Annotated in this window: 25 protein-coding genes and 1 pseudogene; 10 read left to right on the plus strand and 16 right to left on the minus strand. The window is 72.6% G+C overall.

Annotated features, from left to right (window positions below; genetic code table 11):
- The first annotated feature begins 39 nt into the window (after positions 1 to 39).
- Positions 40 to 948 carry a sulfotransferase gene (locus MILUP08_RS26825; RefSeq protein WP_007463651.1) on the plus strand — a complete coding sequence of 303 codons (909 nt, stop codon included), beginning with the start codon at positions 40 to 42 and terminating at the stop codon, positions 946 to 948.
- Between the two features lie 13 nt (positions 949 to 961).
- Entirely contained in the window at positions 962 to 1,732 is a 771-nt protein-coding gene (locus MILUP08_RS36980; protein WP_007463653.1) for an SDR family NAD(P)-dependent oxidoreductase, read from the plus strand.
- Positions 1,733 to 1,780: 48 nt separating this feature from the next.
- Here the strand turns inward: MILUP08_RS36980 and MILUP08_RS34940 are convergent.
- The 8 genes and pseudogenes from MILUP08_RS34940 to lysW form a co-directional block, all read right to left on the minus strand.
- Positions 1,781 to 2,959 (minus strand): annotated as a pseudogene (locus tag MILUP08_RS34940) (MFS transporter); the annotation flags it as partial.
- A complete protein-coding gene (locus MILUP08_RS26840; RefSeq protein ID WP_007463658.1) occupies positions 2,956 to 3,972 on the minus strand; it encodes a transketolase family protein in 1,017 nt (338 codons plus the stop codon). The pseudogene MILUP08_RS34940 and the gene MILUP08_RS26840, both read right to left, overlap by 4 nt.
- The gene (locus MILUP08_RS26845; RefSeq protein ID WP_007463660.1) at positions 3,969 to 4,961 is read right to left on the minus strand and encodes a transketolase; all 993 of its coding nucleotides are present in this window, start codon (positions 4,959 to 4,961) and stop codon (positions 3,969 to 3,971) included. Before MILUP08_RS26845 ends, MILUP08_RS26840 begins: the two co-directional genes overlap by 4 nt.
- Before the next feature lies 1 nt (position 4,962).
- Complete coding sequence (locus MILUP08_RS26850; RefSeq protein WP_007463662.1) at positions 4,963 to 6,111, minus strand: [LysW]-lysine hydrolase; 1,149 nt, start codon at positions 6,109 to 6,111, stop codon at positions 4,963 to 4,965.
- A complete protein-coding gene (locus MILUP08_RS26855; protein WP_007463664.1) occupies positions 6,104 to 6,952 on the minus strand; it encodes a [LysW]-aminoadipate kinase in 849 nt (282 codons plus the stop codon). The genes MILUP08_RS26850 and MILUP08_RS26855 overlap by 8 nt, the downstream gene beginning before the upstream one ends.
- A complete protein-coding gene (gene argC / locus MILUP08_RS26860) occupies positions 6,949 to 7,995 on the minus strand; it encodes an N-acetyl-gamma-glutamyl-phosphate reductase (protein ID WP_007463666.1) in 1,047 nt (348 codons plus the stop codon). The genes MILUP08_RS26855 and argC overlap by 4 nt, the downstream gene beginning before the upstream one ends.
- Positions 7,992 to 8,849, minus strand: coding sequence for a RimK family alpha-L-glutamate ligase (locus MILUP08_RS26865; RefSeq protein WP_007463668.1), 858 nt, complete (start codon positions 8,847 to 8,849; stop codon positions 7,992 to 7,994). Before MILUP08_RS26865 ends, argC begins: the two co-directional genes overlap by 4 nt.
- Positions 8,842 to 9,027, minus strand: a complete 186-nt coding sequence (gene lysW / locus MILUP08_RS26870; protein WP_007463670.1) for a lysine biosynthesis protein LysW — start codon at positions 9,025 to 9,027, stop codon at positions 8,842 to 8,844. The genes MILUP08_RS26865 and lysW overlap by 8 nt, the downstream gene beginning before the upstream one ends.
- 213 nt (positions 9,028 to 9,240) lie before the next feature.
- On the opposite strand from lysW, the gene MILUP08_RS26875 reads away from it, so the two are divergent.
- A complete protein-coding gene (locus MILUP08_RS26875; protein WP_007463672.1) occupies positions 9,241 to 9,906 on the plus strand; it encodes a response regulator transcription factor in 666 nt (221 codons plus the stop codon).
- A 9-nt stretch (positions 9,907 to 9,915) separates the two neighbouring features.
- On the opposite strand, the gene MILUP08_RS26880 is transcribed toward MILUP08_RS26875, so the two are convergent.
- Both MILUP08_RS26880 and MILUP08_RS26885 read right to left on the minus strand, forming a co-directional pair.
- Positions 9,916 to 10,707: a class I SAM-dependent methyltransferase gene (locus tag MILUP08_RS26880; protein ID WP_144057019.1), complete on the minus strand. Its 792-nt coding sequence runs from the start codon at positions 10,705 to 10,707 to the stop codon at positions 9,916 to 9,918.
- A gap of 43 nt (positions 10,708 to 10,750) precedes the next feature.
- On the minus strand, positions 10,751 to 11,305 hold the full coding sequence (locus MILUP08_RS26885) for a Uma2 family endonuclease (protein ID WP_007463676.1): 555 nt from the start codon (positions 11,303 to 11,305) through the stop codon (positions 10,751 to 10,753).
- Between the two features lie 142 nt (positions 11,306 to 11,447).
- Here MILUP08_RS26885 and MILUP08_RS26890 point away from each other — a divergent pair, with 142 nt between their 5' ends.
- From MILUP08_RS26890 to MILUP08_RS26900, 3 genes are all read left to right on the plus strand, one after another.
- Positions 11,448 to 12,134 (plus strand): hypothetical protein, encoded by a 687-nt coding sequence (locus MILUP08_RS26890; RefSeq protein ID WP_144057020.1) that lies wholly within the window; start codon positions 11,448 to 11,450, stop codon positions 12,132 to 12,134.
- Between the two features lie 38 nt (positions 12,135 to 12,172).
- Entirely contained in the window at positions 12,173 to 13,117 is a 945-nt protein-coding gene (locus tag MILUP08_RS26895; protein ID WP_007463680.1) for an RNA polymerase sigma-70 factor, read from the plus strand.
- A gap of 82 nt (positions 13,118 to 13,199) precedes the next feature.
- Positions 13,200 to 14,387: an NAD(P)/FAD-dependent oxidoreductase gene (locus tag MILUP08_RS26900; protein ID WP_007463682.1), complete on the plus strand. Its 1,188-nt coding sequence runs from the start codon at positions 13,200 to 13,202 to the stop codon at positions 14,385 to 14,387.
- A gap of 10 nt (positions 14,388 to 14,397) precedes the next feature.
- Here MILUP08_RS26900 and MILUP08_RS26905 read toward each other — a convergent pair whose 3' ends face one another.
- On the minus strand, positions 14,398 to 15,288 hold the full coding sequence (locus MILUP08_RS26905) for an NmrA/HSCARG family protein (protein WP_039908862.1): 891 nt from the start codon (positions 15,286 to 15,288) through the stop codon (positions 14,398 to 14,400).
- A gap of 86 nt (positions 15,289 to 15,374) precedes the next feature.
- Here MILUP08_RS26905 and MILUP08_RS26910 point away from each other — a divergent pair, with 86 nt between their 5' ends.
- The 4 genes from MILUP08_RS26910 (at position 15,375) to MILUP08_RS26925 (ending at position 19,015) form a co-directional block, all read left to right on the plus strand.
- Positions 15,375 to 15,914, plus strand: a complete 540-nt coding sequence (locus MILUP08_RS26910) for a TetR/AcrR family transcriptional regulator (protein ID WP_007463686.1) — start codon at positions 15,375 to 15,377, stop codon at positions 15,912 to 15,914.
- A gap of 305 nt (positions 15,915 to 16,219) precedes the next feature.
- Positions 16,220 to 16,513, plus strand: a complete 294-nt coding sequence (locus MILUP08_RS26915) for a hypothetical protein (RefSeq protein ID WP_144057021.1) — start codon at positions 16,220 to 16,222, stop codon at positions 16,511 to 16,513.
- On the plus strand, positions 16,510 to 17,112 hold the full coding sequence (locus tag MILUP08_RS26920) for an RNA polymerase sigma factor (RefSeq protein ID WP_007463690.1): 603 nt from the start codon (positions 16,510 to 16,512) through the stop codon (positions 17,110 to 17,112). The genes MILUP08_RS26915 and MILUP08_RS26920 overlap by 4 nt, the downstream gene beginning before the upstream one ends.
- Positions 17,099 to 19,015 carry an EAL domain-containing protein gene (locus MILUP08_RS26925; protein ID WP_007463693.1) on the plus strand — a complete coding sequence of 639 codons (1,917 nt, stop codon included), beginning with the start codon at positions 17,099 to 17,101 and terminating at the stop codon, positions 19,013 to 19,015. Before MILUP08_RS26920 ends, MILUP08_RS26925 begins: the two co-directional genes overlap by 14 nt.
- Before the next feature lie 251 nt (positions 19,016 to 19,266).
- On the opposite strand, the gene MILUP08_RS26930 is transcribed toward MILUP08_RS26925, so the two are convergent.
- The 5 genes from MILUP08_RS26930 to MILUP08_RS35570 all read right to left on the minus strand — a co-directional run bounded on the left by MILUP08_RS26930 (position 19,267) and on the right by MILUP08_RS35570 (position 25,769).
- On the minus strand, positions 19,267 to 20,436 hold the full coding sequence (locus MILUP08_RS26930) for a serine hydrolase domain-containing protein (protein ID WP_007463699.1): 1,170 nt from the start codon (positions 20,434 to 20,436) through the stop codon (positions 19,267 to 19,269).
- A 113-nt stretch (positions 20,437 to 20,549) separates the two neighbouring features.
- Positions 20,550 to 21,077 (minus strand): orotate phosphoribosyltransferase, encoded by a 528-nt coding sequence (pyrE, locus tag MILUP08_RS26935; protein WP_007463701.1) that lies wholly within the window; start codon positions 21,075 to 21,077, stop codon positions 20,550 to 20,552.
- Positions 21,078 to 21,280: 203 nt separating this feature from the next.
- Positions 21,281 to 22,192: a hypothetical protein gene (locus MILUP08_RS26940; protein ID WP_007463703.1), complete on the minus strand. Its 912-nt coding sequence runs from the start codon at positions 22,190 to 22,192 to the stop codon at positions 21,281 to 21,283.
- Positions 22,180 to 22,902 (minus strand): hypothetical protein, encoded by a 723-nt coding sequence (locus tag MILUP08_RS26945; protein WP_007463704.1) that lies wholly within the window; start codon positions 22,900 to 22,902, stop codon positions 22,180 to 22,182. Before MILUP08_RS26945 ends, MILUP08_RS26940 begins: the two co-directional genes overlap by 13 nt.
- An 89-nt stretch (positions 22,903 to 22,991) precedes the next feature.
- Positions 22,992 to 25,769, minus strand: coding sequence for an AfsR/SARP family transcriptional regulator (locus MILUP08_RS35570; RefSeq protein ID WP_007463707.1), 2,778 nt, complete (start codon positions 25,767 to 25,769; stop codon positions 22,992 to 22,994).
- Positions 25,770 to 25,816 lie beyond the last annotated feature (47 nt).

Consider the following 25,816-nt stretch of genomic DNA (forward strand, 5'->3'; position numbering starts at 1 on the left):
CTGCGATGACGCCGGCCCTGCGATGACGGTGGGCCTGCCATGAAGGTGGTCTACCTGACCGGCTGGAACCGCAGCGGCTCGACGGTGCTGGGCAACCTGCTCGGTGAGCTGCCCGGGGTGGTGCACGTCGGTGAGCTGTACTACCTGTGGCGCAACGGCGTCCTGGGCATCGGCACCAACACGTCCTGCGGCTGCGGCGAGACGCTCACCGAGTGTCAGTTGTGGAGTCGCGTCGTCGACCGGGTCGCCGGGTCGGATCCGGCGCTGGCGGCCCGCCGGATCGTGGCCGAGCAGCGGCGCCACGTACGGGTTCGGCACACCGGCGCGCGGCTGGCGGAGGTCGCGGGGCGTCGGCCACGGCCCGCCGGGGTGACCGAGGTGGCCCGCCGGATGATCGGGACGTACCGGGCGGTGGCCGAGGAGACCGGCGCCGAGGTGATCGTCGACGGCTCGAAGTACCCGGCCGAGGCCGCCGTGCTGCTCGGCGACGCCGGCCTGGACCTGCGGGTGCTGCACCTGGTCCGCGACCCGCGCGCGGTCGCCCACTCGTTCGCCCGCCCCAAGCAGTACCTGCCGCGGATGAGCGCCGCCCGCAGCACCGGGATGTGGACCGCGCTGAACGTGGCGTCGGACCGGATCGGGCGGGCCGCCCCGGAGCGCTACCTGCGGCTGCGCTACGAGGACTTCGCGTCCGCCCCGCGCGACGTGCTGGGCGGGGTCCTGCGCTGGGCCGACCTGCCCGGCGAGCCGCCCGTCGGGCCGGACGGGCGGGCCGTGCTGGGCGTCAACCACACGGTGACCGGCAACCCGGACCGACTACGGCGGGGGCCGACGACGATCCGGCCCGACCTGGCGTGGCGCGACGCGTTGCCGGCCCGCGCCGCGGTGGTCGCCACCACGCTCGCCGCCCCGGTGCTGCGCCGGTACGGCTACCCGTTACGACCCTGAGGGAGTGGTTGGGATGGATCTCGGCATCGCGGGACGGGTGGCGCTTGTCGCCGGCGCCAGCAGCGGCCTCGGCCGGGCCACGGCCCGGGCGCTCGCGGCGGAGGGCTGCGCCCTGTCGGTGGGGGCACGCAACCCGGAACGGCTCGCCGAGGCCGCCGACGAGCTGCGCGCCGCCGGCGCCCCGGACGTGCTGGCCCGACCGGTGGACATCACCGACGAGCAGGGGGTGGCCGGCTGGGTCGCCGACACCGTGGCGCATTTCGGCGCGCTGCACATCGTGGTCGCCAACGGCGGCGAGGTGCCCGGAGGCCCGGTCGACAGCTTCGGGCTGGACGCGTACCGGCAGGCGCTGGACGCCGCCTTCCTGCCGCACGTCGGCCTGACCCTGGCGGCCCTGCCGCACCTGCGCGCCGCCGGCTGGGGCCGGGTCCTCATCGTCGCCTCGGAGACGGTCCGCCAGCCGATCCCGGAGTACGGGCTCTCCGCCGCCGCCCGGCCGGGGCTGCTGGGCTTCACCCGCGCCCTGGTGCAGGCGCTCGGGCCGGGCGACATCACGGTGAACGTGCTGGCCCCCGGCTACCACGACACCGAGGGCGTACGCGCCGACTACGGCTCAGCGGCCGACGCCCGGCTCGCGGAGATCGGCGCGGGCATCCCGCTGGGTCGGGTGGGTCGGGCCGGGGACTTCGGCGCGGTGGCCGCCTTCCTGGCCAGCGAGGCCGCCTCGTTCATCACCGGCACCTGCCTGCTTGTCGACGGCGGACGGACCCGCGGCCTCGGCTGACCCGCCCGGGGCGTACGCGTCCATGGCGTGCAACGACCTGCCGCGCAGCGCCACGGCGACGAGCAGCAGGTACGCGCCACCGAAGGCGGCAAGCGTGGGGACGAGCCCGACGGCCCCGACGGACCAGCCGGCCAGCAGCACCGACAGCGGGGCGCCGCTGAGCGCGACGGCGCTGCCCAGCCCGAAGACCCGACCCCGGGCCTCCTCCGGCACGTGTTCGAGGGTGACTGTGGTGAGCAGCGGGTTGAGCGGGCCGGCGGCCAGGCCGAGCAGCAGGCAGATGCCGATCAGCACGGCCGGTGGCGGGGTGGCCGCGATGGACAGCCGCAGCGCGCCGATGACCACGAAGCAGCCCAGCATGGTGCGCCGCCGGCTGGCCAGCAGGCGGCGGCTGGCCGGGGCGTACAGGAAGGTGCCGAGCACGGCTCCGCAGCCGGACGCGGCGATCAACCAGCCCAGGTACCGCCCGTCGTGCAGCACGTCGTGCGTGTAGACCGGTAGCAGCACGGGGGTGAACGCCGCGTCCAGCAGGTTGGTGACGAAGACGAAGGCGGTCATCGCGGCGATCACCGGCATCCGTCGTACCAGCGTCGCGCCCTCGACCAGTTGCCGCGCGAAGCCGGCGCGGCCGGTCGTCGGCGCGGCGGCCAGGGCGGGCACCCCGACGGTGACAAGCAGCGCGGCGAGCAGCAGGCCGGCCGCGTCGACGTACAGGCCGACCGCCGCGCCGAGGGCGGCGACCAGCAGCGCGGCCAGGGGCGCGCCGACCACCAGGCCGAGCCGGGGCGCCGCCTGGTACCACGAGTTGGCGGTCTCCAGTCGTACGCCGGCCGCGGCGGCGACCGGTCGGATCAGGCTCACCCGGGCCGCGTTCGCCGGCGTGGCGACCAGGCTGCGGGCGAACAGCAGCGCCAGCAGGGCGGGCATCGGCAGCCCGACGGTGGCGTCCAGCACCGGGACCAGGCCGGTGAGCAGGCCGGCGAGCGCGTCGGAGAGCACGCTGACGCGGCGGCCACCGAGCCTGTCGATCCACACCCCGCCGACCGCGCCCGCGAAGATCAGCGGGAGGGTACCGGCGAAGCCGGCGAGGCCGGTGGCCGCCGCGCTGTCCGTGCGGGCCAGCACGTACAGCGGCACCGTGACCACGGTGATCGCGTTGCCGAAGGACGACAGGTAGTGCGCGCTCAGCAGCGCCACCAGGCTCCGGCGTTCCCCCGCGCCGCTCATCGCAGCGCCGCCACCGCCCGGTCCACCACCGCGGCGGCGGTCACCCCGGCCCGTTCCAGCAGGTACCGCTGGTCACCGGCGACGGCCACGAACCCGTCCGGCACCGCCACCCGCAGCACGCGCGTGGGCCGGCGTTCGGCGAGCGCCTCCGCGACGGCGGAGCCCAGCCCGCCGCTGGGCCAGTGCTCCTCGACGGTGACCACCACCGGGCGGCCGGTCGCCAGAACCGCCGCGTCGAGCGTCTCCACGTCGAGCGGGCGGACGGTGTGCACGTTGAGCACCGTGGCGCCGATCCCCCGCCGGGCCAGCTCGTCGGCGGCGCCCAGCGCGGCGAGCACCGGGTACGGCCCGCAGGCGGCCAGCACCACGTCACCGCCGGTACGCAGCGGCTGCACCCGGCCCAGCCGGACCGGCGGCGCGTCCGGAACGCCTGCGGTGGCGAGGGTGGCCGCCAGATCCGGCGTCGCGGCACGACCGAGCCGCAGGTAGACCGGCCCGGGCAGCTCCAGCGACTGCCGAAACAACCGGGCGCAGGCGTCGCCGTCGGCCGGCGCCACCACTGTCATGTTCGGCAGCGTACGCATGATCGCCAGGTCTTCGAGGGCGTGATGGGTCGGCCCGAGGTGGCCGGCGGCCAGCCCGCCGTGGGTGGCCACGATCCGCACCGGCAGGTCGTTGAAGGCGATGTCCACCTTCACCGCCTCCAGGGCACGGGTGCTGGCGAAGGTGGCCATGGTGTTGACCATCGGGATCCGCCCGCTGCGGGCCAGCCCGGCGGCGACACCCATCAGGTTCTGCTCGGCGATGCCGAGGTTGACGTAACGGTCGCCCGCCGACCCGAAGTCGACGCCGCTGAACAGCCCGGTGTCGCTGTCCAGGCAGACCAGTCGGTCGTCCGCGGCCATCAGCTCGACGAGCAGGTCCCGGTAGACGTCCCGCCCGGCACGCGGCCCACCCGCCGGGTTCGCCGCGCCCGCCGGGACCGCCGCGGCTGCCGGGCCCGCCGTGCTCACCGGATCCCCCGGCGTACGGCCCGCAGCGCCCGCCCGCGTTGGGTCTCGCCGAGCCGGGCGAAGTGGCTGCGCACCTGTCCCTCCACGTAGGGCAGTCCCCGGCCCTTGACGGTCCGGGCGATGACGGCCACCGGTCGGCCCGTGCCCGGCTCGGTCAACGCCGCACGCAGCGCGCCCCGGTCGTGCCCGTCCACCTCGCGGACCTCCCAGCCGAACGCCCGCCACCTGTCGGCAAGCGGTTCCAGCGTGATCACGTCCTCGGTGCCGTCGCCGAGTTGCAGGCCGTTGCGGTCGATCACCGCGGTCAGCCGGTCGAGCCCGAGGCTGCCGGCGGCCATCGCCGCCTCCCAGACCGAGCCCTCCTGCAACTCCCCGTCGCCGAGTACGACGACGCAGCGCCTGTCGCTGCCGTCGAGCCGGGCGGCGAGCGCGTGCCCGACGCCGAGCGCCAACCCGTGCCCGAGCGAGCCGGTGGGCATCTCCACGCCCGGCACCGCACGGTTCGGGTGGGCCAGGAACGGCCCGCCCGGCGCGGCGTACCCGTCGAGCCACTCCACCGGGAAGTAGCCCCGGGTGGCGAGCACCGCGTACAGGGCGATGGCCCCGTGGCCCTTGCTGAGCAGCAGCACGTCCCGGTCGGGGGCCTGCGGTCGGGTCGGGTCGACCCGCAACACCTCGTGGTACAGGGTCACCAGGATCTCCACGAGCGACATCGAGCCGCCCAGGTGTCCGCCGTCGGCGCTGGCGCACATCCCGACGATCAGCTCCCGCACGCGTACCGCGACCGCCGCCAGGTCGACGGCGGCCTCCGCGACCTCTGCGACCTCGGCCTCGACGGACGCCGGCCGGTCCCCCGACTCGGGCAGCGCGGCCCGGTCGGCCGGCTCGGGCAGCATGGCCCGGTCGGCCGGCTCGACCCGGTCGGCCGGCTCGGGCAGCTCGGGCAGCTCGGCCGGCTCGGCGACCGCGAGTGGTTCCCGGGGCGGCACGTCAGGTTCCGCTCGGGGCGAGGCGGAAGCCGTTGACCTGGGCGGCGGGCGGCGGTGGCGCGGCCGACCCGGGCGCGTCCAGCTCGCGCAGCGCGTGCCGCAGCACCGCGATCCCGCGCAGGTAGTCGGCAAGCACGATGTGCTCGTCGTCGGAGTGGTCCAGGCTGCTGTCCCCGGGGCCGTACGTGGCCATCGGCACGTCCCACTGCTCGGCGAGCACGTTCATGTCCGAGGTGCCGGTCTTCACCTTCAACGCGGGTCGGGCCCGCTGGGCGCGGATGCCCGCCGAGAGCGCCCGGACCACCGGGTTGCGGTGGTCGGCGCGGCAGGCGGCGACGCGGTTGACCACTGTCAGTTCCCCGTCGGGCGTACGCTGCGCCAGCTCGCGCAGCAGCCCGTCCACGTCGTACCCCGGTGGGGTGCGCACGCTCAGCTCGGCCTCCGCCTGCACCTGGTCGGCGCGCAGCGAGAGGAGGGTCGCGCCGGGCCGGTCGAAGGAGCCGTTGCCGCTGTCCGGCCCGAGCAGCTCCACAAGCGTCGTCCAGCAGCGCACCGCCAGCTCGGACGCCTTGGCCACCGGGTTGCTGGGGTGGGTGGCCGGCACCGACACCCGGTAGCGCAGGTCGAGTTTGCCCTTGTAGCCGAGCGTGATCGTCGACCAGCCGCTCGGTTCGCCCACCACCACCGCGTCCGGCCGGGGCAGCCGCCGTCGGATCTCCCGCGACCCGCGCGACGCGATCTCCTCCTCGACCGCGCCGACCACCACGATCCGCCCGCCGACGTCCGCCGACGCGGCGGCGCACACCATTGCCGCGAGCGGCCCCTTGGCGTCCACCGCGCCCCGACCGTAGAGCCGGCCGTCCTCGGCGCGGACCGCCGGACCGCCCGGCACCGTGTCCAGGTGGCCGATCAGCAGCACCACAGGCCCGTCGCCGCGGCCGATCTCGCCGACGACGTTGCCGACCGGATCGACGTACGCGTCGAAGCCCAACTGCCCCATCGCGTCCACGAGGGACCGGGCCAGCGCCGCCTCGTGGTACGACGGCGAGGGCGTCTCCACCATGCGGCGCAGCAACCCGGCCGCGAAGGTGTCCGTGACGGCGCCCGGCCGCACCCGCGGCGGATCGGGCTCGGTGGCGTCCTCAGGCATTCGGGCTCCTCGTGGTGATCTCGGTGGCGGCGCCGGCCAGCGCCGCCCGGACGGGGTCGCCGCGCCGGCCGTCCGCGACCAGCACCCGACCCACCCCGCCGAGCAGCGCCTCGCGGCCGGCGATCAGCTTCATCGCCATTCCGCCGCCCACGCCGGGTGGCACGCCTGTCGTCGGCACGGCGCAACGGGCCAGCACGGACCGTTCGTCGCCCGGGTCGGTGAGCACCCCGGGCGCCCCGGTGAGCAGGACCAGGGTGCCCGCGCCAAGCGCGGCGGCGAGTGCGGCGGCGGCACGGTCGGCGTCCACGTTCACCGGCCGGCCGTCCTCGCCCAGCGCCGGCGGCGACACCACCGGTACCGTGCCGGCCGTCAGCAGCACCCGGAGCAGGTCGGGGCGTACGCCGACCAGCCGGCCGCCGTGGTTGTCGCGCAGCACCATCCGCCGGCCGTCGACGACGGCCCGGTGCACGGGGGTACGCCGGGCGCGCAGCAGGCCGGCGTCGAGCCCGGTCAGTCCGACCGCGTCGACTCCGGCGCGGGCCAGCGCGGCGACCAGCCGGGGCTTGACCGCGCCGGCGAGGGCGAGCACGACGACCTCCAGGGTGGCCGGGTCGGTGTAGCGGGTGTCCACCCCGTCGTCGGTGACCATCCGCCGGTGCGGCACGCCCAGCCGGTCCCCGAGCGCGCCGATGTCGGCGGAACCGCCGTGCACCAGCACCACCCGCTGCCCGGCGCGGACCATGTCGGCGACGTCGGCGCAGACCGCCGCCGCGTCCACTCCGGCGGTGCCGCCGCACTTGACCACGGTCAGCTCGCCCGGCGGGGCCGACGGGGCGTTCACGCCGGGTGCAGGCCGGGGAACTCCAGCCCCAGCCGCTCGGGCCAGCCGAAGCGGACGTTGAGGCACTGCACCGCGTTGCCGGCGCCGCCCTTGACGAGGTTGTCCAGTGCCGCGACGAGTAGCGCCCAGCCGCCGTGCGGGTCGACGGCGAACCCGACGTCGCAGAAGTTGGAGCCGGCCAGGATCTTCGGCTCCGGCAGCCGGTACGTGCCGCGTCGCGCCGCGACCACCCGTACGAACGGCTCGTCGCGGTAGTAGCGGCGGTAGACGGCCCGGGTGGCGGCCTCGTCGACGCCGTCGGCAAGCGGCACCCGGCACAGCACCTGCACGCCCCGGACCGCCTCCACCCCGGTCGCGGTCATCCGCGCCGGTACGCCCACCGCCTGGGTGATCTCCGCCTGGTGCCGGTGGGCGGTCGGGGCGAAGACCCGCAGCGCGCCGCTGCGCTCGGCGTGCACGTTCGCCGCCGACGGGGCGCTGCCGGAGCCGCTGGAGCCGGTCCGTCCGTCGACTGTCACCTCCCCCGCGCCCAGCAGGCCCGCGTCGGCGAGCGGGTGCAGGGCGAGGATCGCGGCGGTGGCCATACAGCCGGGCACGCTGATCCGGTCGGCGTCGCGCAGACGCTTGCGGTGCAGCTCGGGCAGCCCGGTGACGAACTCGGCGAGCAGGTCGGGCGCGGCGTGCGGGCCGCCGTAGTACGCCGCGAAGACGGCCGGATCACGCAGCCGGAAGTCCGCCGACAGGTCGACCACCGTGTCGGCCAGGTCGAGCAGGCCGCGCATCGCGCCCATCGCCAGCCCGTGCTCGGTGGCCAGCAGCAGCACGTCGTGCCGGCCGAGGTCCTCCGGGGCGGTGAAGGTCAGCTCGGTGAGGCCGCGCAGGTTGGGGTGGGTGGTGCTGACCCGCCGGCCGGCGAGCCGGCGCGACGTGACAGTGGCCAGCTCCACTCTCGGGTGTCCGAGCAGCAGGCGGACCAGCTCGCCGCCGATGTAGCCGGCGCCGCCGACGACCGCCGCGCGGACCGGTCCGGCCCGGCCGGTCACGTCAGCCTCGTCAGGACGTGGTCGACGATCCGGCCGGCGACGTCGACGCTCCCGTCGTACGCCTGCTCGAAGCCGGCGAACTCCACCCCGGAGTTGACCTCCAGGACGTACAGCCGGCCGGTTTCGTCCTCCACCAGGTCGACGCCCGCGAGGTCCGCGCCGACCGCGGTGGCGGCCGTGGTGGCCAGCTCGATGATCCGGTCGGTGAGCGGGCACCGCTCGGTGCGGGCGCCCCGGGCCACGTTGGTACGCCAGTCCGCGCTGTACCGGTACACCGCGCCGAGCACCTCGCCGCCGACGACCACGACCCGGATGTCGCGGCCGGGTTTGCGGACGTACTCCTGCACGTACACGATGTGCGCCTGCGGGCCGGGCAGCGCGGCCACGTACTCCAGCACGGTGCGTGCCAGGTCCGGGTCCGGCACGGTCGTGACCAGCCGCCCCCACGACCCGACAAGCGGTTTGACGACGGCCGGGTAGCCGATCGCGGCCAGCGCGGACAGCGCGGCCTCCGGGGTGGCGGCCAGGGCGGTACGCGGGGTGGGCAGGCCGGCCGCGCGCAACGCGAGGGAGGTGTGCCACTTGTCGGCGCAGGTCTCGATGGCGGCGGCGGAGTTGACGCCGATCACGCCCAGTCGTTCCAGGGCGCGGGCGGCGTAGCCGGCGCGGATCTGGCCGATCTCCCGGTTGAGCACCAGCCGCCACTCGGGCGCGGCGCCGTCCAGCGGCCACCACGCGGTGCGGGTGTCGACGTGGGCCACCGCGACGTTGCGGCGTTCCAACGCCTCCAGGATCCGCTTGTCGTCGACCCGCAGCCGGGACGTGAGCACCGCCACCGAGGCCGGTTCACTCACCCCAGTCCTCTTCGACCTCGGGGGCCGGCGCGAGCGTCACCGGCTGCACCGTGACGACCTCCAGCTCTACCTGGCACTCGCCGCACTCGACCAGCTCGCTGAGCCGGGGTGGCTCGGCGAACGGCACGTCTGCGGCGCACTCGGGGCAGCGGGCGGTGGTCTGTTCCTGGACTGTCACGGGAGGGCTTCCGTTCCTTCGTGGGGGCCGGGGACCGCTCCGACCATAGGAATCCCACCCCGGGTCTCGCGTCCGCGCGCCGTCGACACCCGGTCAACGTCACGATGACCCGGGGCCGGCGGCGTGACACGGCTGTCGCAGCCGCGTTCGACCGAGTAACATCGCGATCATCGATGTGTTGAATTCACCGGCGGCAGTACGTAAGGCGGGGGAATGTCAATCCGGGTTCTTGTCTGCGACGAATTGCCAATTGTCCGAGATGGCCTCCGTACGCTGCTGGGCAGCGAGCCCGATGTCTCCGTGGTCGACACCTCGGACAGCGGCAACCACGCGATAATGCTGGCCCGCACGCACCGTGTCGACGTCATCGTCACCGGCCTGAAATTGCGCGGCATTTCCGCGGTCGACCTCATTCACAAAATCAACGCCGAAAATTTGACTCCTCGACCCCGTTTCGTGGTGTTCGCCACCGACGACAGCGACGACCTGGTCAGCAGCGTGTTCCAGGCGGGTGTCAACGGGATCCTGATGCCGGACGCCACCTGGGAGGAGGTCGCCGCCGCGGTGCGTGCCGCCGCCGCCGGCCAGACCACCCTGGCCCCCCGGATCGCCGACCGGCTGGTCGACTGGTTCCGGCGTCGACAGCCGTACCCGGAGGAGGTCTTCCAGCCGGCGGTGTCCACGTTGACCCCACGGGAACGACAGGTGCTGCTGCTGATGGCGGACGGAAAGTCCACCGAGGAGGTCGCCACCGAGTTGTCCATCGGCCTGACCACCGTGCGCACCCACGTCTACCGGCTGCGGTGCAAACTCAACGTCAAGGACCGGGCCCAGTTGGTGTCCTTCGCCTATCGCGCAGGCCTCATGCAGCCGGCCTGAGCCTCCCGGTCACGCCGCCGTGCCCCGTACGGCCCAGGCCCGCGCGGTGAGCCGGATCGAACCGTCCGGCTCGATCGGCAGCCGGGCGGCCAGCAGGTCCCGCAGCGCCGCCCGCTCCGGCTCCCCCAGCGAGGTGACGTACGACGGGGCCCTGCCCTGCCCGCCGAGGAACGGCCGCCAGTAGTCGGCGAAGTCGGCGAAGACAGTCGGCACGTCCACCGGCCGGACCGACACCTCCGCCAGGCCGGCGTCCACCCACAGCGCCCGCAGGGCGTCGGCCCCGCACACGCTGCCGCGGTTCGCCTCGTCCCGCGCCGCCGAGGCCGGGTCGAGCTGCGTGGCGGCGGCCCAGAAGTGCCGCATCATCGCCATGCCCTCCGCGTAGTCCCACACGTACGCGGCCACCACCCCCGCCGGCCGGACGACCCGGGCGAACTCGGCCACCGCCCGCTCCGGCTCGGGCACGAAGTTGAGCGTCAGCCCGCTGACCACCACGTCGACGGCCCGGTCGGGCACCGGCAGCGCGCGGGCGTCACCGACGTGGAAGCTCGCGCGGGCGTCCTCGACGCGGGCACGCGCCTGGGCGACGAAGCCCGCCGAGGGGTCGATGCCTGTCACCCGAGCGGGATCGGCCTCGACGAGGACCGTCGAGGTCAACGCGCCGGTGCCGCAGCCCACGTCCAGCCAGTGCCGCCCGGGTGGCACGGCGAGCCCGCGCACGAAGTCGGCCGCGACCAGGCGACTCCACCGACCCACGTACGCCTCGTACGCGTCACCGTCCGCCCACACCGGGTGCGCCATGCCGGCACCATACGACAGGCGGGACCGCCCCACGGCCAGACGCTCAGTCGAGATGGTCCCCGGGAACCGTCTGGAGCAGCCACGCCAGCGGCATCCGTGCGCATTCCTCGTACGACCCGTCACCACCCAGCCGGTGCAGGGTGACCGTCTGCGCGCCGTCGCGGTCCACCACCCAGTACTGCGGGATGCCCGCCGACGCGTACTCGCGGACCTTGGTGACCGAGTCCATCGCCTCCGAGCCGGGCGAGACGATCTCCACCACGAGCACGATCTCCGTCACCGCGGCCCAGACGCTGCGGCTCGGCGGCTTACGCCACACGCTGAGATCGGGAATCCGACCGCCGTCACCGTCCGGCCCGGGGATCCGCACACCGGCGACCTGGAGCACCTGCTCGGCGGGCCAACCAGCCATGATCAGCCAGGCGAAAAGCCGACTGGCGATCATGGCGTGTTCCGAATCGGGCGGCGGCATGACCGACAGGACCCCCTCGGGGCTGGTCTCGTAACGGTGGCCGTTCGGATCGGCGGCATTCATCGCCGCCACGTCGTCGAGCGTCACGACGGCGGGCATGTGCATGCCAACGGCCTCAGCGCTCATGCGCCTCATCCTAGGCGACAAGCGCTGTCAACTCCGGCAGGTCACCTCCTGACGCGTCGACCGCGACGCCCTCCCATTCCGGCCACGTGACCCACGCGCAGCGGGATTGGCACCGTTGCCCCGGGGCGGCACACTGCCTCTCGTGACGACACAGGCCCCGCCGGCGGAGAGGGTCCACGCCTGGCCTCGCGCTCTCGTGGTGGCCGCGCTCCTGGCCGCCACGTTCCTGGCCGGCTGGCAGTATCAGACCGGCGGCGACACCGTGGCCTTCCGGGTCGCCTGGATCCCGGTCGGGTTGACGGTCGTACCCCTGTTCTTTCGGCGAGCGCGGCAGTTCGCGTACGCCAGCCTGGTCGTTGGCCTGGTGGTGCTCGCCCTGGCCCTGCAGGGTGTGTTCACCTGGATCCTGCCCGGCGCGTTGATTCTGCTGGCCACGACGGCGGATCCGCGCCGGTCGGCCTGGCGCGCCCGACTGTCGGTGCTCGTCGGCACGGCGCTGGCAGTCGTGGCGGCCGTGGCGTCGGCCGGGGCGGTGCACCACTCACTGACGTCGCCACCGGTCGGGTTCGCCGTCCACACCGATGCCGCGTCGACACCCTCGGCGGTGGACCGCATCTCCAGCCGCGCCGACGCCGAGGTGGCCTCCCGCGTCTACAGCTTCCGCATCAACTACGCGGTCGACGGCGAAGGACCGACCGGCATCGTGGAGTTCACCCCCGGCCTCTCGGCGCAGGAGCAGGAGCGACTGCGCCGCGACCTGGCGGCGTTGCCCGGCGTGACGAGGGTCTGCACGTGGTACCGGGACAACCACCTGCGTTCCACCTGCTGACAACGGGCCAGCAGCGGCCCAGCGGCTACTGTCGAGCCATGCCGCTGCGTCCGGACGAGGTCGAGGTGTTCGAGCGCTCCCGGGCCCGCCTGGAGGCGATCGCCTACCGCCTGCTGGGCTCGGCCAGCGACGCCGAGGACGCGGTCCAGGACACGTTCCTGCGCTGGCAGGCCGCCGACCGGGAGCACGTCGAGACGCCCGAGGCGTGGCTGACCCGGGTGCTCACCAACCTGTGCCTCAACCAGCTCACCTCGGCGCGCGCCCGGCGCGAGACCTACGTGGGCACCTGGCTGCCCGAGCCGGTCCTCGCCGGGGACCGGATGCTCGGCCCGGTCGACTCGGTCGAGCAGCGCGAATCGGTCTCGATGGCGGTGCTCACCCTGATGGAGAGGCTGTCGCCGAACGAGCGCGCGGTGTACGTGCTGCGCGAGGCGTTCGGCTACGCGCACGGTGAGATCGCCGAGATCCTCGGTGTCACCGAGGCGAGCTGTCAGCAGCTCTACCGGCGCGCCAAGCAGCACGTCAGCGCCGACCGGGTCCGCGCCGCGGTCGACGGCGCCGCCGCGCGGAGGATCGTGGCGGAGTTCCTCACGGCCGCCAACAGCGGCGAGATCCAGCGGTTGGTGCGGTTGCTGACCGACGACGCGACGAGCGTCGGCGACGGCGGCGGCAAGATCCCGGCCCGGACCACACCGGTCTCCGGTGCGCTGGCGGTGGCGAAGTTCCTGCGTGGCCTGTTCCGGCCCAGCGACGTCAAGCGGAGCCTGGTGGGCGGCAGCCCCGCCCTGTACGCCGAGGTCGTCAACGGCGGCCCCGCCGTGGTGGTGGTCATGGACGGCCGGGTCGTCGGCGTCATGTCCCTGGAGGTGACACCCGAGGGCGTCGCGGCCATCCACACCCAGGTCAACCCGGACAAGCTCGAACGCGCCACGCGCCAGTGGCCCACCGCCGAGCATTCCGAACCGCTCCTGCACGTCTGGTGACCCAGGTCATAGCCGACTCCTGTCAGCAATCGCGTCGCTGTCCGGTTCAGGAGGTGACAACCACCGAGACAGGAGCGCCACCATGAAGCATCGCATCGTCGTCCTCGGGGCCGGCTACGCCGGAGCGATCGCCGCCGGACGTCTCGCCCGTCGACTGCACGCCGACGACGTCGACATCACAGTCGTCAACGCCGCCGCCGACTTCGTCGAGCGGGTCCGCATGCACCAGCTCGCCACCGGCCAGGACCTCACACGCCAGGAGCTGACCAAGGTGTACGCGGGCACCGGTGTGCGGGTCCGCCTCGCCCGGGTCACCGCCGTCGACGTCGAGCACCGGACCGTCGCGGTGACCGACGAGCGCGGCGCCGACGAGATCGCGTACGACACTCTCGTCTACGCCCTCGGCAGCGCCGCCGCCGACCACGGCGTGCCCGGTGTCGCCGAGCACGCGTACGACGTCTCCGGCCGGCCGTCGGCGCTGCGGTTGCGCGACCGCCTCGCCCACCTCGCAGCCGGCGGGACCGTGCTCGTCGTCGGCGGCGGTCTCACCGGTCTCGAAGCGGCCACCGAGATCGCCGAGGCCCGCCCCGACCTCGACGTCGCGATCGTCACCCGCGGCGGCCTCGGCGACTGGCTCAACGAGAAGGCGCGACAGCACCTGCGGGGTGTCGCGGACCGGCTCGGCATCACCGTCCACGAGCACACCGACATCGCCCGGGTGGAGGCGAACGGCGCGGTCACCGGCGACGGTCGGACCATCCCGGCCCAGGTGACAGTGTGGACGGCCGGCTTCGCCGTCCACCCCATCGCCGCCGCCACGACCCTGACGGTCGCGACCACCGGGCAGATCGTCGTCGACGACACGATGCGCTCCGTCTCGCACCCCGACGTGTACGCCGTCGGCGACGCCGGACTCGCCGCCGGGCCGGGCGGCAGGCCGCTGCGGATGTCCTGCGCCTCGGGAACCCCGATGGCCTGGCAGGCCGCCGACGCCATCGCCGCGCGCCTGACCGGTCGGACGAGGATCCCGAAGGCCCCGCTGCGCTACTTCAACCAGTGCATCAGCCTCGGCCGTCGCGACGGCATCATCCAGTACGTGACCGCCGACGACCGCGCCAAGCCGGCGCTGCTCACGGGGAGGATGGCGGCTCGCTACAAGGAGGTCGTCTGCAAGGGCGCGGCCTGGAGCGTCTCCCACCCGATCTTCTACCCGGTGCGCCGCCGCCGCGTCACCACGACGCGATCGAAGGCAGTCGCGTCGATCTCGTGACCGGTGAGTCTCAGGAGAACGTGCGTCGGGCCCACGTCCGGAAGTCGGTGAGGGACAGGCCGAGTGCCTGGGCGATTTCCGGACGGGCGGGGCTGCCGTTCTCGTTGATCCGCTCGACCGCGTTGACCATGGCGGGGAGCAGGCCGCGCTCGACCGCTTCCTGCGGGGTGAGCACGGGCGCGGTGATCGTCGCGCCGGTGACCTCGCTGAGGATCGCCGCGACCTCGGTCATGGTGAGCAGGTCGCCGGCGAGTTCGACGTCCAGGCCGTCGAACTTCTCCGGGTTCGTGAACGCGGTCGCCGCGGCTTCCCCGATGTCGTCGACGGCGATCCAGGGAAGCCGCGCGTCCGCGGCGAATCCGGTGATGATCGTGCCGCTCGACCAGTCGCCGAAGAGGTAGGACCAGCCGACGAGGTTCTCCATGAAGGTCGACGGCAGGAGCACGGTCCAGTGCGCGAAGCCGCCGGCACGCACCATCTCGTCGATGGCCGCCTTGCTCTCCCAGTAGTGCCGCTCCCAGCGCCCTTCGGCCCAGCCGGGCTGGCTGCGGTGGAAGTCGCCGGCACCGGAGACGCTGCTGTGCACGACGTGCGACACACCGGCTCGGCGCGCGGCCTCGACGACGTTGCGGCCGCGGGTCAGCTCGGCGTCGCCCTGCATGTTCGCCACGTCGGGGTACGGGATCGAGAAGACGCCGTCCATCCCCTCGGCCGCGGCGAGCAGCGACGCCTCATCGTCCAGGTCACCCCTGACCAGTTCGGCTCCCCGCTTCAGCAGGGCCTGGGCGTTGTCGGCGCCGGGGTCACGGACGAGGGCACGGACCGCGACGCCACGGTCGAGCAGCGCTCGGGCGGTGGCCCCGCCCTGCTTGCCGGTCGCGCCGATGACAAGAACAGCCATGATTGCCTCCCGGAGGAAGTGGGGCATCCCCCCACTTCTCGTCGGCTACGATATGGGGGACCACCCCACTTTGGCAACGGCGGGCCATGCGAGCAGACGCACAACGCAACTACGACCTCATCGTCAAGGCGGCCACCGAGGCGACCGCCCGCGACGGCGCGTACGCGTCGCTGGAGGAGATCGCCCGATCCGCCGGCGTGGGTTCGGCGACCCTGCACCGGCACTTCCCGTCCCGCTGGTCCCTGCTCCAGGCCGTCTTCCGGACCTGCGTCCACAACCTCGCCTGCCGCGCCGAGGACCTGCTGGCCGAGCCGGATGCTCTCGCCGCCCTCACCACCTGGCTGCGGGAGGTCACCGTGTACGCCACGACGACCCGCGGCCTGGCGGTGACACTGCTCAACGCGCCACCCGAGGAGAACGGGACCTGCGGCGCGACGCTCACCGCGGCGGGCGAGAAGCTGTTGCGTCGAGCCGCCGACCAGGGTTCCGTACGCGGGGACGTCGTCATGGCGGACCTGATGACCCTCGCCAACGCGATCTCCCTCGCCGCCCAGCCGGCAGACGCCGCGAAGGCGGAGCGAATCCTGACCCTCGCCCTGGCGGGAATCCAGCCACCCGGACGATGACCAACCTCCCGCCTCGCGCTCGGAAGCCGTACCAACGCCGGATCGGCACGAACTGAGCGTTACGCGGCCCGCAACGGGAGAGGTGGCCATTCAGCTACCAAGAGTTAGAGGTAGGGGCGTGCGCCATGGTTACCCGTCCACAAGTGACCGCTCGTGCGCACGGTGATCCATCGGTAACTTTGCGACGTGATCCCAGCGCAATCCCTTGATCAGTGATCTCTACCAAGATTACGCGCAGTGAGGCATCTACATTCGCTTGTCGCCACGGATAGTAATTGGCGGGACCGAGGCGACAAGGGAGAATGATGAACGAGACGTTGGTGGCACCGCTCTCCGGTTACGGAGCGTTGGCCCTGGCGCTGGCCGTCGCCGGTCCAGTGGCAGGGCTGGTACGGGCCTACCTCGCGTACCGAACACGACTGCACGAGGAACGCGAGGCGTCGAGACGTGCCGCCACCCGGATGGCCGGCCTGACCGACCTGGCCGAGGCCGGCCAACACGTCGTGCGGATCGTGGAACGTGATCGCGACGGGCAGCGCGAGGTGGACTTGGACGGCCACGGCCGGGTATGGGGCGTGAGCGACCGGGAGGCCGCGTGATCCGGGTGGAGGGCACCGCCGCTCGGATGCCGGGACCGGCTGACACCGAGGCTGCGGCCGCGTGCCGCAAGGCCGAGCACGACCGGGAGTTCGCTGCTTTCGTGGAGGACAGCTATCACACGGTCGAGCAGATCCTGCTGGCGCGATGCCGGGACCGCGAGGTTGTGCAGGACGCCCTCAACGACGCGTACCTGCACGGACGCGTCCAGTGGCCGAAGATCCGAAGCTACGCGAAGCCGGTCGGTTGGCTGATCATCACGGCCCGGAACAAGATCCGCAAGGAGCAGCAACGGCGTCAGCGCGAAGCGGCGGTAGCGCCGGAGGACCTCCCTCCGGCGCCAAACGGAGGCGTCGCCGACTCCTGGGAAGCAGAGGAGTTGCTGCGGAGCTGGCTGCACCAGCTACCGTCGCGACACGCCGAGGTGTTCGAGATGGAGCGCGCAGGCTTCACCAATCACGAGATCGCCCGCGTCCTCGGGTTGGCCGAGAGCAGCATCCGCTCGTACAAGCTGGCCGCGAAACGGCGGCTACGTGAGCTGGCCCAGGAAGCTGGTTACGACAGCCGCAGGCGCCCGGGAGGCAGCCGTGGATCTCGATGACATTCTGAAGCTCGCCGAGACGAGGCCGCCCAGCTCGCTGGAACTCGCCCGCGCGCGTCGCGTCGCACGGGCGGTCCAGAGCCAGTACGACCTCTCCATCGCCGAGGGGTACGACATCATCTCCGACACCGACGTCGTCGACCCGCTGACCACAGAGATCGACGAGGCGACCAGGATCGCGCGCTCCGCGCAGCTGGCGAAGCTCGGAACGATCACCTGGTCGTGTGGCACCGGTGACAGCGACGCGTTCGCGCGGCTCGTCTGGTCCGACGAGATGGCGATGATCTGGGGACATCCGCCGGGAACGCTGCGTCTCACTCCACGGATACTTGCCGACCTCGTGCACCCTGCGGACGTGGACTTTGTCCGCGACGTCGTCCGGAGGGCGTGGGAGCGGCGGAGCCCGGAAGAGGTCGCGTTCCGAGTGATACAGCCCGGAGGCAGTGTCCGTCACCTGCACTGCCACATCGAAATTCTCACCGCCGCCGGCAAACAGACGGGGATCATCGCCACCGCAGAGGACGCCACCGCATTCGAGCTGGCCCGGCAGGAACGCAGTCGACTGTCCACCCGGAGCCGGATGCTCTGTGCCGACCTGGCGGCGCTCGACACGGCGACCGGCCTGCCGACCCGCAGCTACCTCATCGACGAGATCGACAAGGCGCGCCGTACCAGCGGCGGAGCCCTTGTCGTCGTGGCGACCGAGCCCACCACCCGGTTGCCCGATGCGATCACCGACGAGAATCACGACCAGCTGACCGGAGAGGTGGCAGGGCTCCTGCGCACGATGGTTGGCGACGAGGTGGTCTGCGGGCTGGTCGGCCCCGGTCTGTGGGCCGTGCTCGTGGCACCGGAAGAGGAGGAGCACGCCTCTGATCCCGGAATCCTGGCTGCCAGGATCGTCGACACCTTCCGACGGCACCTGTTCAGCGTGCAGCATCGGACGGTGCGCCTGAACACGTCGGCGGGACTTGTTCATTTCGCCAGTGACGCCACTGCCACCGGGTTCGACCTGCTCATCGATGGCGAGCACGCCGCCCGCGACGCGCGACACAACGGCCTGCCGGTCTCGGTTCTCGACCAGCCTGTCACGGACGCGGATCGCGTGGACCGCTGCCGAGCCCGGGTACGACAGGCCGTGTCTGCCAACAGGTTCGCCCTCTACGCTCAGCCCATCGTCGACCTCGGCCTCAACGAGGTCACTCGTCACGAGATCCTGTTGCGGGTTCGCAGCGACGCCGGCGAGCCCATGGCGCCGTGGGCCTTCCTCGAGATGGCCGAGCGCGTCGGCGAGATCCTCACAGTGGACAAGTGGGTCATCGACCACGCCCTCGAACTGATCGGCCGCGGGGCGCAGACCTCCCACTATCAGGTCAACATCTCCGGCAAGTCTCTCGCCGACCCCGGACTGCTGACCTACGTCACCGAGGCGATCCGCCGTCACAAGGTCAACCCCGAGTGTCTGACCTTCGAAATCACCGAGACCACCCTCATCGAGAACCGGAACGGCGCCCTGGCCTTCGCCACCGGCATCAGGCAGATCGGCTGCCAACTCGCACTGGACGACTTCGGTACGGGATACGGCGCCCTCGTCCACCTGAAGATCCTGCCGGTCGACCTCGTCAAGATCGACGGTGTGTTCATCGTCAATCTCTGTCGGTCACCGGCGGACCAGGCCGTCGTGTCCACGTTGGTGAAGCTTTGTCACACCCTCGGCATCCGTGTTGCCGCCGAGTATGTCCAAGACGAGGAGACACTGACACTTCTGAAAAGCTGTGGTGTCGACTTCGCCCAGGGGTACCAGATCGGCAGGCCGGAACCGATAGCGGCGAACGCGAAGCGGCAGGTACGGACAATCGAACTCGAACTCCAACTCCCGCCCCAGCACACAGCCTTGGGCTGACCGACATCGCCTCCGACGGCCGGGCCGCGGCCGACGGGGCCCGGCTGACCACCCTCATCGGGCTCACGCACCGAGACCGACCCCGGTTCCCGGAATCCGTGGCATCACAGTCCGAGATCCACTCGGGTTCCCAGAATCCGCGGTGTCCCAGTCGCTCGGACACCGCGGATTCCTGAAGCGCGAGTCGATCATGAGCGCGGGGCGGGCGTGTGCGCCGGGCCGAGCCCGGGGCGATCACGGGGCGGGCAGGGTCAGTGGTCGGTGGTGCACAGCGCCGTTTCGACGCTCTCGTTCACGTGGGCGAGCATCTGCTCACCGGTCGGCAGGGCGGTCACCGCGACGACGGCGCTGCGGCCGTCCCTGGTGACGAGGTTGCGGGTCTCGAAGCCCTGGATGTCGCCGCCGTGGCCCCAGGCGTCGCCGCCGCAGGGCAGCGCGTGCCGGGCGATGCCCAGCCCGTACGCGTACTCGCCGGTCGGCTCGAAGCCGGGCGCGGGCACTGTCGTCATCATGGCCGCCTGCTGCGCGGGCTTGAGCAACTTGCCGCCGACGAGCGCCTCGAAGAAGGTCCGCAGCTCGTCCGGGGTCGAGACCAGTTGGCCGGCGGCCCAGCCCAGGGACGGGTCCATGTCGGTGACGTCCACCCACTCGGCGCCCGGGGCCACCGCGACGTAGCCGCGCGGGTGCGTGCCCCGCAGGCGCTGCTCGCCGACGCCCGGCCAGTACGTGTCGCGCAGACCGAGCGGCCGGATGATGCGGTTGGTGATCTCCTCCCCGATGGGTCGTTCGGTGACCTGCTCGACGATGAGCCCGGCGAGGACGTAGTTGGTGTTGCTGTACTCCCACTTCGCGCCGGGCGTGAAGTGCGGGGCGTTCGTGAGCGCAGCGTCGACCAGCCGGCGCGGCTGGTAGTACGAGTGACTCTTGTCGACCAGGTCCTGCGACTTGGTGAACAGCACGTCGTCGTAGTCGGGCAGGCCGCTCGTCTGCTGCAACAGCTGGCGTACGGTGATTCTGCGGCCGTCGTTGCCGTGACCTTGCACGACGCCGGGCAGGTAGTGCTCGACCGTGGCGTCCAGGCCGATGCGGCCCTCCCCCACCAACTGCAGGACGACCACTGCGGTGAAGATCTTGGTGTTGCTGCCGATGCGGACCTGGCCGTCGCGGGGAACCGGGCCGGCGGTGTAGTCGCGGACCCGACCGTCGGCCCCCCGGACGGAGGCGAGCACGCCGGGGAAGCCGTCCGCGCTGACCAGCCCGTCCAGGTGCCGCTGCACGGTGTCCCGTGGGCCGGCGGGCCGGCCGGTCTCGGCGGCGGCGAACGCCTGTGGGCCGGTCAGGACGGCGGCGGCGGCCAACGCCCCGGCGGCGACCCGCATGGTCCGACGGCGGCGGGTGGAGGGAGGCGTTTGCAGGGGCATGATGACTCCTCGGTAGCGGAACGCTTGACGCCATCAATGGTTCAAGAATTCCGATACCGGGACGATCCCCTCTGCTGCCCTCCTCGGGTACAGCCTGCGCTACCCCGCCCCAGTCATCGGGTCCGTGCGGAGGCTTCCAGCTCGCGACGGTTGAGGGCGGCCCGCAACAGCAGCCCCTCGGCGGCCAGGTTCTCCCGCCCGCCCTGCTCACGGTCGATCGCGCACACCACCGTTTCGAGCACCGCCCCGCCGGCCCGCAGGAGCCGGCACGACTCCAGCAGCGCCCCGCCGGTCGTGACCACGTCCTCGACCACCACGACGCGCCGCCCGTCCACCGGGCCGCCCTCCGCCGCCTTGCCGGTGCCGTACTCCTTGGCCTGCTTGCGAACGAAGACCGTCGGCAGCCCGGTCAGCTGCGACATGACTGTGGCGATCGGTATGCCGCCCATCTCCATGCCCGCCAGCACGTCGCACTCCGGCAGCAGGGCGACCATCGCCTGGGCCACGTCACGCAACAGATCGGGCTGCCCCTCGAACAGATACTTGTCGAAGTACTCGGGGCTCACCTGACCGGACCGCAGTCGGAACGACCCGGTCAGGTGGCAGGCTTCGTACACACGACGCGCGAGCGAGGACGGCACACCCCCAGCCTCGCATCCCGACCGACGCGATCCGTACCTGACCCCGTCGACGAGGAAGGGCGACTCGGGCCGGAATGAGCGTGACGCCCGCGCCAGGACGCGATCCGGCGCGGCTCGCCGACGTGTGACGATGCCGAAAACAGGGAGACCCGCTCCGCGTCGACCCGGTCGGTCGGCGCGGAGCGGGATCGTCGGCCCAGCGGCTAGAACCCGCCCCACTGATAGGACCTGCATCTCCAGGTCTTCCCGTTGTTGTAGGAGACGCAGAACACGACGACCTTCCCGAGGAAGGGAACCCCGAAGGTGACGATGTGGGTCCACTTCTTCACGTAGGGAACGCCCGACTTTTCGGCGATGTCGCTCAGTGCCCACCCGGGGTCGGGTCCCTCCACTGTCGCCACCCGGCGCAGCGAGTCGACCTCCTTGCCGTCGAGGAGCATCTCGATCTCCTCCGCCGTGGGGTCGGCGTCGCTTGTCAACGTCTCCACCGCGTACGGCCCTTCGGCGGCGATCCCGCCGTTGGCCTTCTCGAAGGCCGCCTTCATCCCGCCGAGCGTGGTGTCGCCGCCGAGGTCCAGGGTGAGAGTCTGGTCGCCGCGACGCGACAGGACGCATTCCCAGAAGGACTTGCCCGAGCCCATGCACATGGTCAGGCACCACTCCCGGCCTTCCGGCGTGGACGACGCGAAGAGCACTGAGGACGTCGCGGTCCCACTGTCACCCCTGCCGTCGTACACGCCGTCGGCGAGGTCGGCCATGGTCGTGTCGAGGATGTCCCGGCCGCCGGACATCGCGCCCAGGACCTTGACGCCGTCGACCTCTTTGCCGGCGACGAGCGCTTCGAGTTGGTCGCCGGTGAGGTTCCGCCCCCCGGTGTCGACGGCCAGCACCGTGTCCAGATCGCCAACGGGACGACCGGTCAGGTCCTCCAACTGTCGCAGCATGATCCCCGGAGCGCCCTGCTGGTCGGTGACGGTCGTGCGGGCCGTGTCGTCGGCGGCCTGCGAGGGCGCGTACGAGCCCGCCAGCGCGACGACGAGTGCCGCCGCGACGATGGTGACGCGCCTGGCGATGTCCCGCAGAGCTGCCGGGGTCGTACGGGTCACCAGCGACATGTGACCACCACCCCCAGGCCGTTGGGAGAGGGTCCCCAGCCGCAGTGCCTGTCGATCCACTCACCGATCTCGCCGATCGTGTCCGAGACCCACGAGAGCGCCGCCTTGATCGCGCCCCAGAAGCTGAAGTAGACGACAGTCGTCTCGGGTGTGCCGCCGGCCTCGTCGATGATGTCCTTCGCCGACAGGGCGGCATCCGGCTTGTCGAAGGTCTTCAGCACGCGTACGCCTGTGGTGTCCTTGCCGGCCAGCAGCGCCTCGACCTGCTCCGGGGTCCGCTCCTTGCCGTCGTCGACCGCCACGATCGCGCGGTCGACCAGCACGTCACCGCTGCCGGTGACGGCCTGGGCGATGGCGGCGATCTCGCCCATCGTGAGCTCGTTGCCGAGCGCGGGACCGGTGAACCGCCGGACCGAGACCGCGCCGGACGGGTCGATCCAGATCTCGTCGGCCACGATCCGGTCGTCCGCCCCGAACGGGTCCCAGGCGTACGTCCACTGCCCGGCGACGCAGCGGAACCGGCCGTGCTCCCGACCCTCGGGTTCGGTCTCGGTGCGGACGATCCCGCCGCGCTCGTCGACGTACTGCACCACACAGTCGGTGCCCCTGGTCGGCGGCTTGTCGGTCCGGGCCACGGCCGCGGAGGAGGTGGCGAGCACCAACCCGCCGACCACCCCCACCACCGCGAGATTGCGTGCCAAGCGACTCATCGAACACTCCGTCCCTAGCGGAAACTGGTGCCCGAAGAGTGCCGGCCCGCGCTGAAACGGCCCGGAAAGCGCACGGAAAGCGCGGAGCGTCAGGACAGCCGGGTGACGTCGAGCTGTTCGAGGTCGGCGCGGAGCGAGTCGGCGTCGGCGTCGCCGAGGTCGTCGAGGATGCTCAGGGCGCGGCGCCACGCGGCACGGGCGCCTCCCAGGTCGGCGAGCGCCCGGTGGCTGCCGCCCAGATTGACGTACGTGCTCGCCACCGCGTAGCGGTCGTGGACCTGCGCGAAGAGTTCGAGGGCGTGCTCGTAGCAGGTGATCGCCCGCAAATCGTCGCCGAGCTGGTGATGGGCGTGGCCGAGGCTGTCCCACGTGTCGGCCTGTCCCTGCACGTCGTCCACCTCCTGCAACATCCGCAGCGCCTCGCCGCACGCCGTGAGGGCACGGTGGTGGTTGCCGAGCAGCCCTTCCTGCCAACCGACCGCGTTGAGGGTGTACCCCTGCCCGGCCCGGTTCCCGGCCCGCCGGAACAGCGTCAGCGCCCGCCGGGAGTGGCCGAGCGCCTGGTGGTGCTGCCCCTGCCGCTCCGCGAGCTGACCGAGGTTGAGGCAGGTGTGCGCCCGCCCGGCGTCGTCGCCGACGTCGGTGAACAGGTCGAGCGCGCGCCGCAGGTGGTCGTCCGCCTCGTCGTAGCGCCGGAGCCGGGAGCAGGCGAGGCCGAGGCTGCGGTGGGCGTGGCCCTGCCCGGCCTGATCGCCGACGCGCGACGCGGCGGCGAGAGCGATCCGCTGCGTGCCGAGCCAGTCCTGCCAGTGCCCCTGCCGGTGCAGGAAGCCGGCCATGGCCCAGGCGAGCCGCCAGGCGTGTCCCTCGAACCCGGACCGTGCCGCGAGCGGCACGGCGGCGAGCAGAACGGGGATTTCGGCGGTGAACCACGCCGTGGCGGCCGACTTGTTCCTGGGGTTCTCCGGCGTCACGTCGGCCCGGGGCGACGGAAGGCTGATGTCGCTGAAGTGCGGGTGCAGTGCGAGGTCCGCGGCGTGCGCGGCGCGCAGGCAGTGGTCGAGAAACCGGTGTACGGCGTCCTGTCGGTCGGCCGGCGACTCCGCCTCGTCGGCGAGGCCGGCGGCGTACGCGCGCAGCAGGTCGTGGAACGCGTACCGCCCGTAGGTGTGCTCGGTGAGGAGGTTCGCCCGGGTCAGCTCGGTGAGCAGCGGGCCGATCGCCGCCGGGGTGACGCCGGCGAGGCTGGCCACGGCCGGCTCGGCGGCCTCCGGGCCGGGATGCAGGCTCAGCAGCCGGAACAGCCGGGCCGCGGGCGGGCTGAGCGTGCGGCACGACCAGGAGAACACCGCCCGGACGTCGGTGGCCTCGTCGCCTCCGCGGAAGGCGTTCAGGTCACCCAGCTCACCGGCGACCGCGGCCAATGAGAAGCGCCGGTTGGTGGCGGCTCGGGCGGCGACGATGGCAAGCGCGAGGGGCAGCCGCGCGCAGCGGTCGGCGATGTCGGCGGCGGCGGCGGGTTCGGCGGCGACCTGGTGCGCCCCGAGCCGGCGGACCAGCATGTCGCGGGCCTCGTCGGGGCTCAGCAGGTCGAGGATCACCGGTTGGGCGCTCTCGGTGACGACAAGCGGGGTGAGCGGGTCCCGGCTGGTGATGATCGCGAGGCAGTCGGGTGAGCCGGGCAGCAGCGGTCGGACCTGTTCGGCGTCGCGGGCGTTGTCCAACACCACAAGCAGACGCTTGCCGGCCACCGCCGTGCGGTACAGGCTGACCATCAGGTCCGGTTCGCTGGGCATCCGCGCCGCCGGAACGCCGAGCGCCTCCAGGAATCCGCGCAGCGCTCGCGCCGGTTCGGTGGGTGTGCCCGCCGGGTCGAAGCCGCGCAGGTTGACGTAGAGCTGGCCGTCGGCGAAGCGCCCGGCCGCGCGGTGCGCCCAGTGCACGGCGAGGGCGGTCTTGCCGACGCCCGCCGTGCCGGACACCACGACGGCGCCGCCCCGGTCGACGAGCGCGTCCAGGGCGGCGAGTTCCGCGTCGCGCCCGGTGAACGTCGGTACGGGAGGAGGCAACTGCGCGGCCACCGCCACCCGTGCCGTCGCGACCGGCGCGGGGGCGGCGATGGCGGTGTCCTGGCGCAGGATGGCGCGCTCCAGATCCCGCAGTCGCGGACTGGGGTCGATGCCGAGGTTGTCCCGCAGGGCGTCGCGTAACCGTCGGTACGTGGTGACCGCCTCGCCGTGTCGGCCGTCCCGGTACAGGGCGAGCATCAACTGCGCGTGCAGGTGCTCGTCGAAGGGATGCTGCCGGACGAGCCGTTCCAACCCGGGGACGAGCCGCGCGTGCTCGCCTACCGACAGGCGGGCCTCGGCGAGCGCCCGTTCGGCCTCCAACCGCAGGCGTGCCAGGTGCTCCGCCTGCTCCTCGAGCCAGGCCGACCCGGCCACGTCGGCAAGCGGCGGTCCGCGCCACAGTGCCACCGCCTCGGTCAGGTGGGTCACCTGCTCCGTCCGGTCCGTGGCGCGGCGGGCCAGTTCCAGGAGGTGCTCGGCGACCTGGACGTCAGTGGACTCCGGCCCGGTGTTGAGCAGGTAACCGGGCCGACGCGCCACGATCGATCCGGGCTCGCCGAGCACCCCACGCAGGTAGGAGACGTGGCGCTGGAGCGTGTTCTCCGCGGTGGCCGGCAGGCGGTCGCCCCAGACCACGTCGATGAGCCGGTCGACGCTCACGACCCGACCCACGTGCAGCGCCAACGTCGCCAGTACCGCCTTGCGGCGCAGCCCGTTCACCGCCTGCGGCCCGTCGGCGGCGACCACCTCGACCGGGCCGAGCAGCCGGACGCGTACGCCCGCGCCAGCCATCGACATCACCGAATCAGGCTAATTCCGCAGGCAGCGGGCTCGACCTGTTCGTC

This window comes from Micromonospora lupini str. Lupac 08 (assembly GCF_000297395.2).
Taxonomy (GTDB): Bacteria; Actinomycetota; Actinomycetes; order Mycobacteriales; family Micromonosporaceae; genus Micromonospora; species Micromonospora lupini.

Bases quoted from the DNA above. Each gene is read 5' to 3' on its own strand.
- MILUP08_RS26825 (WP_007463651.1), top strand. From the start codon at position 40: ATGAAGGTGGTCTACCTGACCGGCTGGAACCGCAGCGGCTCGACGGTG.
- MILUP08_RS36980 (WP_007463653.1), top strand. From the start codon at position 962: ATGGATCTCGGCATCGCGGGACGGGTGGCGCTTGTCGCCGGCGCCAGC.
- MILUP08_RS26850 (WP_007463662.1), bottom strand. From the start codon at position 6,111: ATGCCTGAGGACGCCACCGAGCCCGATCCGCCGCGGGTGCGGCCGGGC.
- MILUP08_RS26875 (WP_007463672.1), top strand. From the start codon at position 9,241: ATGTCAATCCGGGTTCTTGTCTGCGACGAATTGCCAATTGTCCGAGAT.
- MILUP08_RS26880 (WP_144057019.1), bottom strand. From the start codon at position 10,707: ATGGCGCACCCGGTGTGGGCGGACGGTGACGCGTACGAGGCGTACGTG.
- MILUP08_RS26885 (WP_007463676.1), bottom strand. From the start codon at position 11,305: ATGAGCGCTGAGGCCGTTGGCATGCACATGCCCGCCGTCGTGACGCTC.
- MILUP08_RS26895 (WP_007463680.1), top strand. From the start codon at position 12,173: ATGCCGCTGCGTCCGGACGAGGTCGAGGTGTTCGAGCGCTCCCGGGCC.
- MILUP08_RS26900 (WP_007463682.1), top strand. From the start codon at position 13,200: ATGAAGCATCGCATCGTCGTCCTCGGGGCCGGCTACGCCGGAGCGATC.
- MILUP08_RS26905 (WP_039908862.1), bottom strand. From the start codon at position 15,288: ATGGCTGTTCTTGTCATCGGCGCGACCGGCAAGCAGGGCGGGGCCACC.
- MILUP08_RS26910 (WP_007463686.1), top strand. From the start codon at position 15,375: ATGCGAGCAGACGCACAACGCAACTACGACCTCATCGTCAAGGCGGCC.
- MILUP08_RS26915 (WP_144057021.1), top strand. From the start codon at position 16,220: ATGAACGAGACGTTGGTGGCACCGCTCTCCGGTTACGGAGCGTTGGCC.
- MILUP08_RS26930 (WP_007463699.1), bottom strand. From the start codon at position 20,436: ATGCCCCTGCAAACGCCTCCCTCCACCCGCCGCCGTCGGACCATGCGG.
- MILUP08_RS26940 (WP_007463703.1), bottom strand. From the start codon at position 22,192: ATGTCGCTGGTGACCCGTACGACCCCGGCAGCTCTGCGGGACATCGCC.
- MILUP08_RS26945 (WP_007463704.1), bottom strand. From the start codon at position 22,902: ATGAGTCGCTTGGCACGCAATCTCGCGGTGGTGGGGGTGGTCGGCGGG.
- MILUP08_RS35570 (WP_007463707.1), bottom strand. From the start codon at position 25,769: ATGTCGATGGCTGGCGCGGGCGTACGCGTCCGGCTGCTCGGCCCGGTC.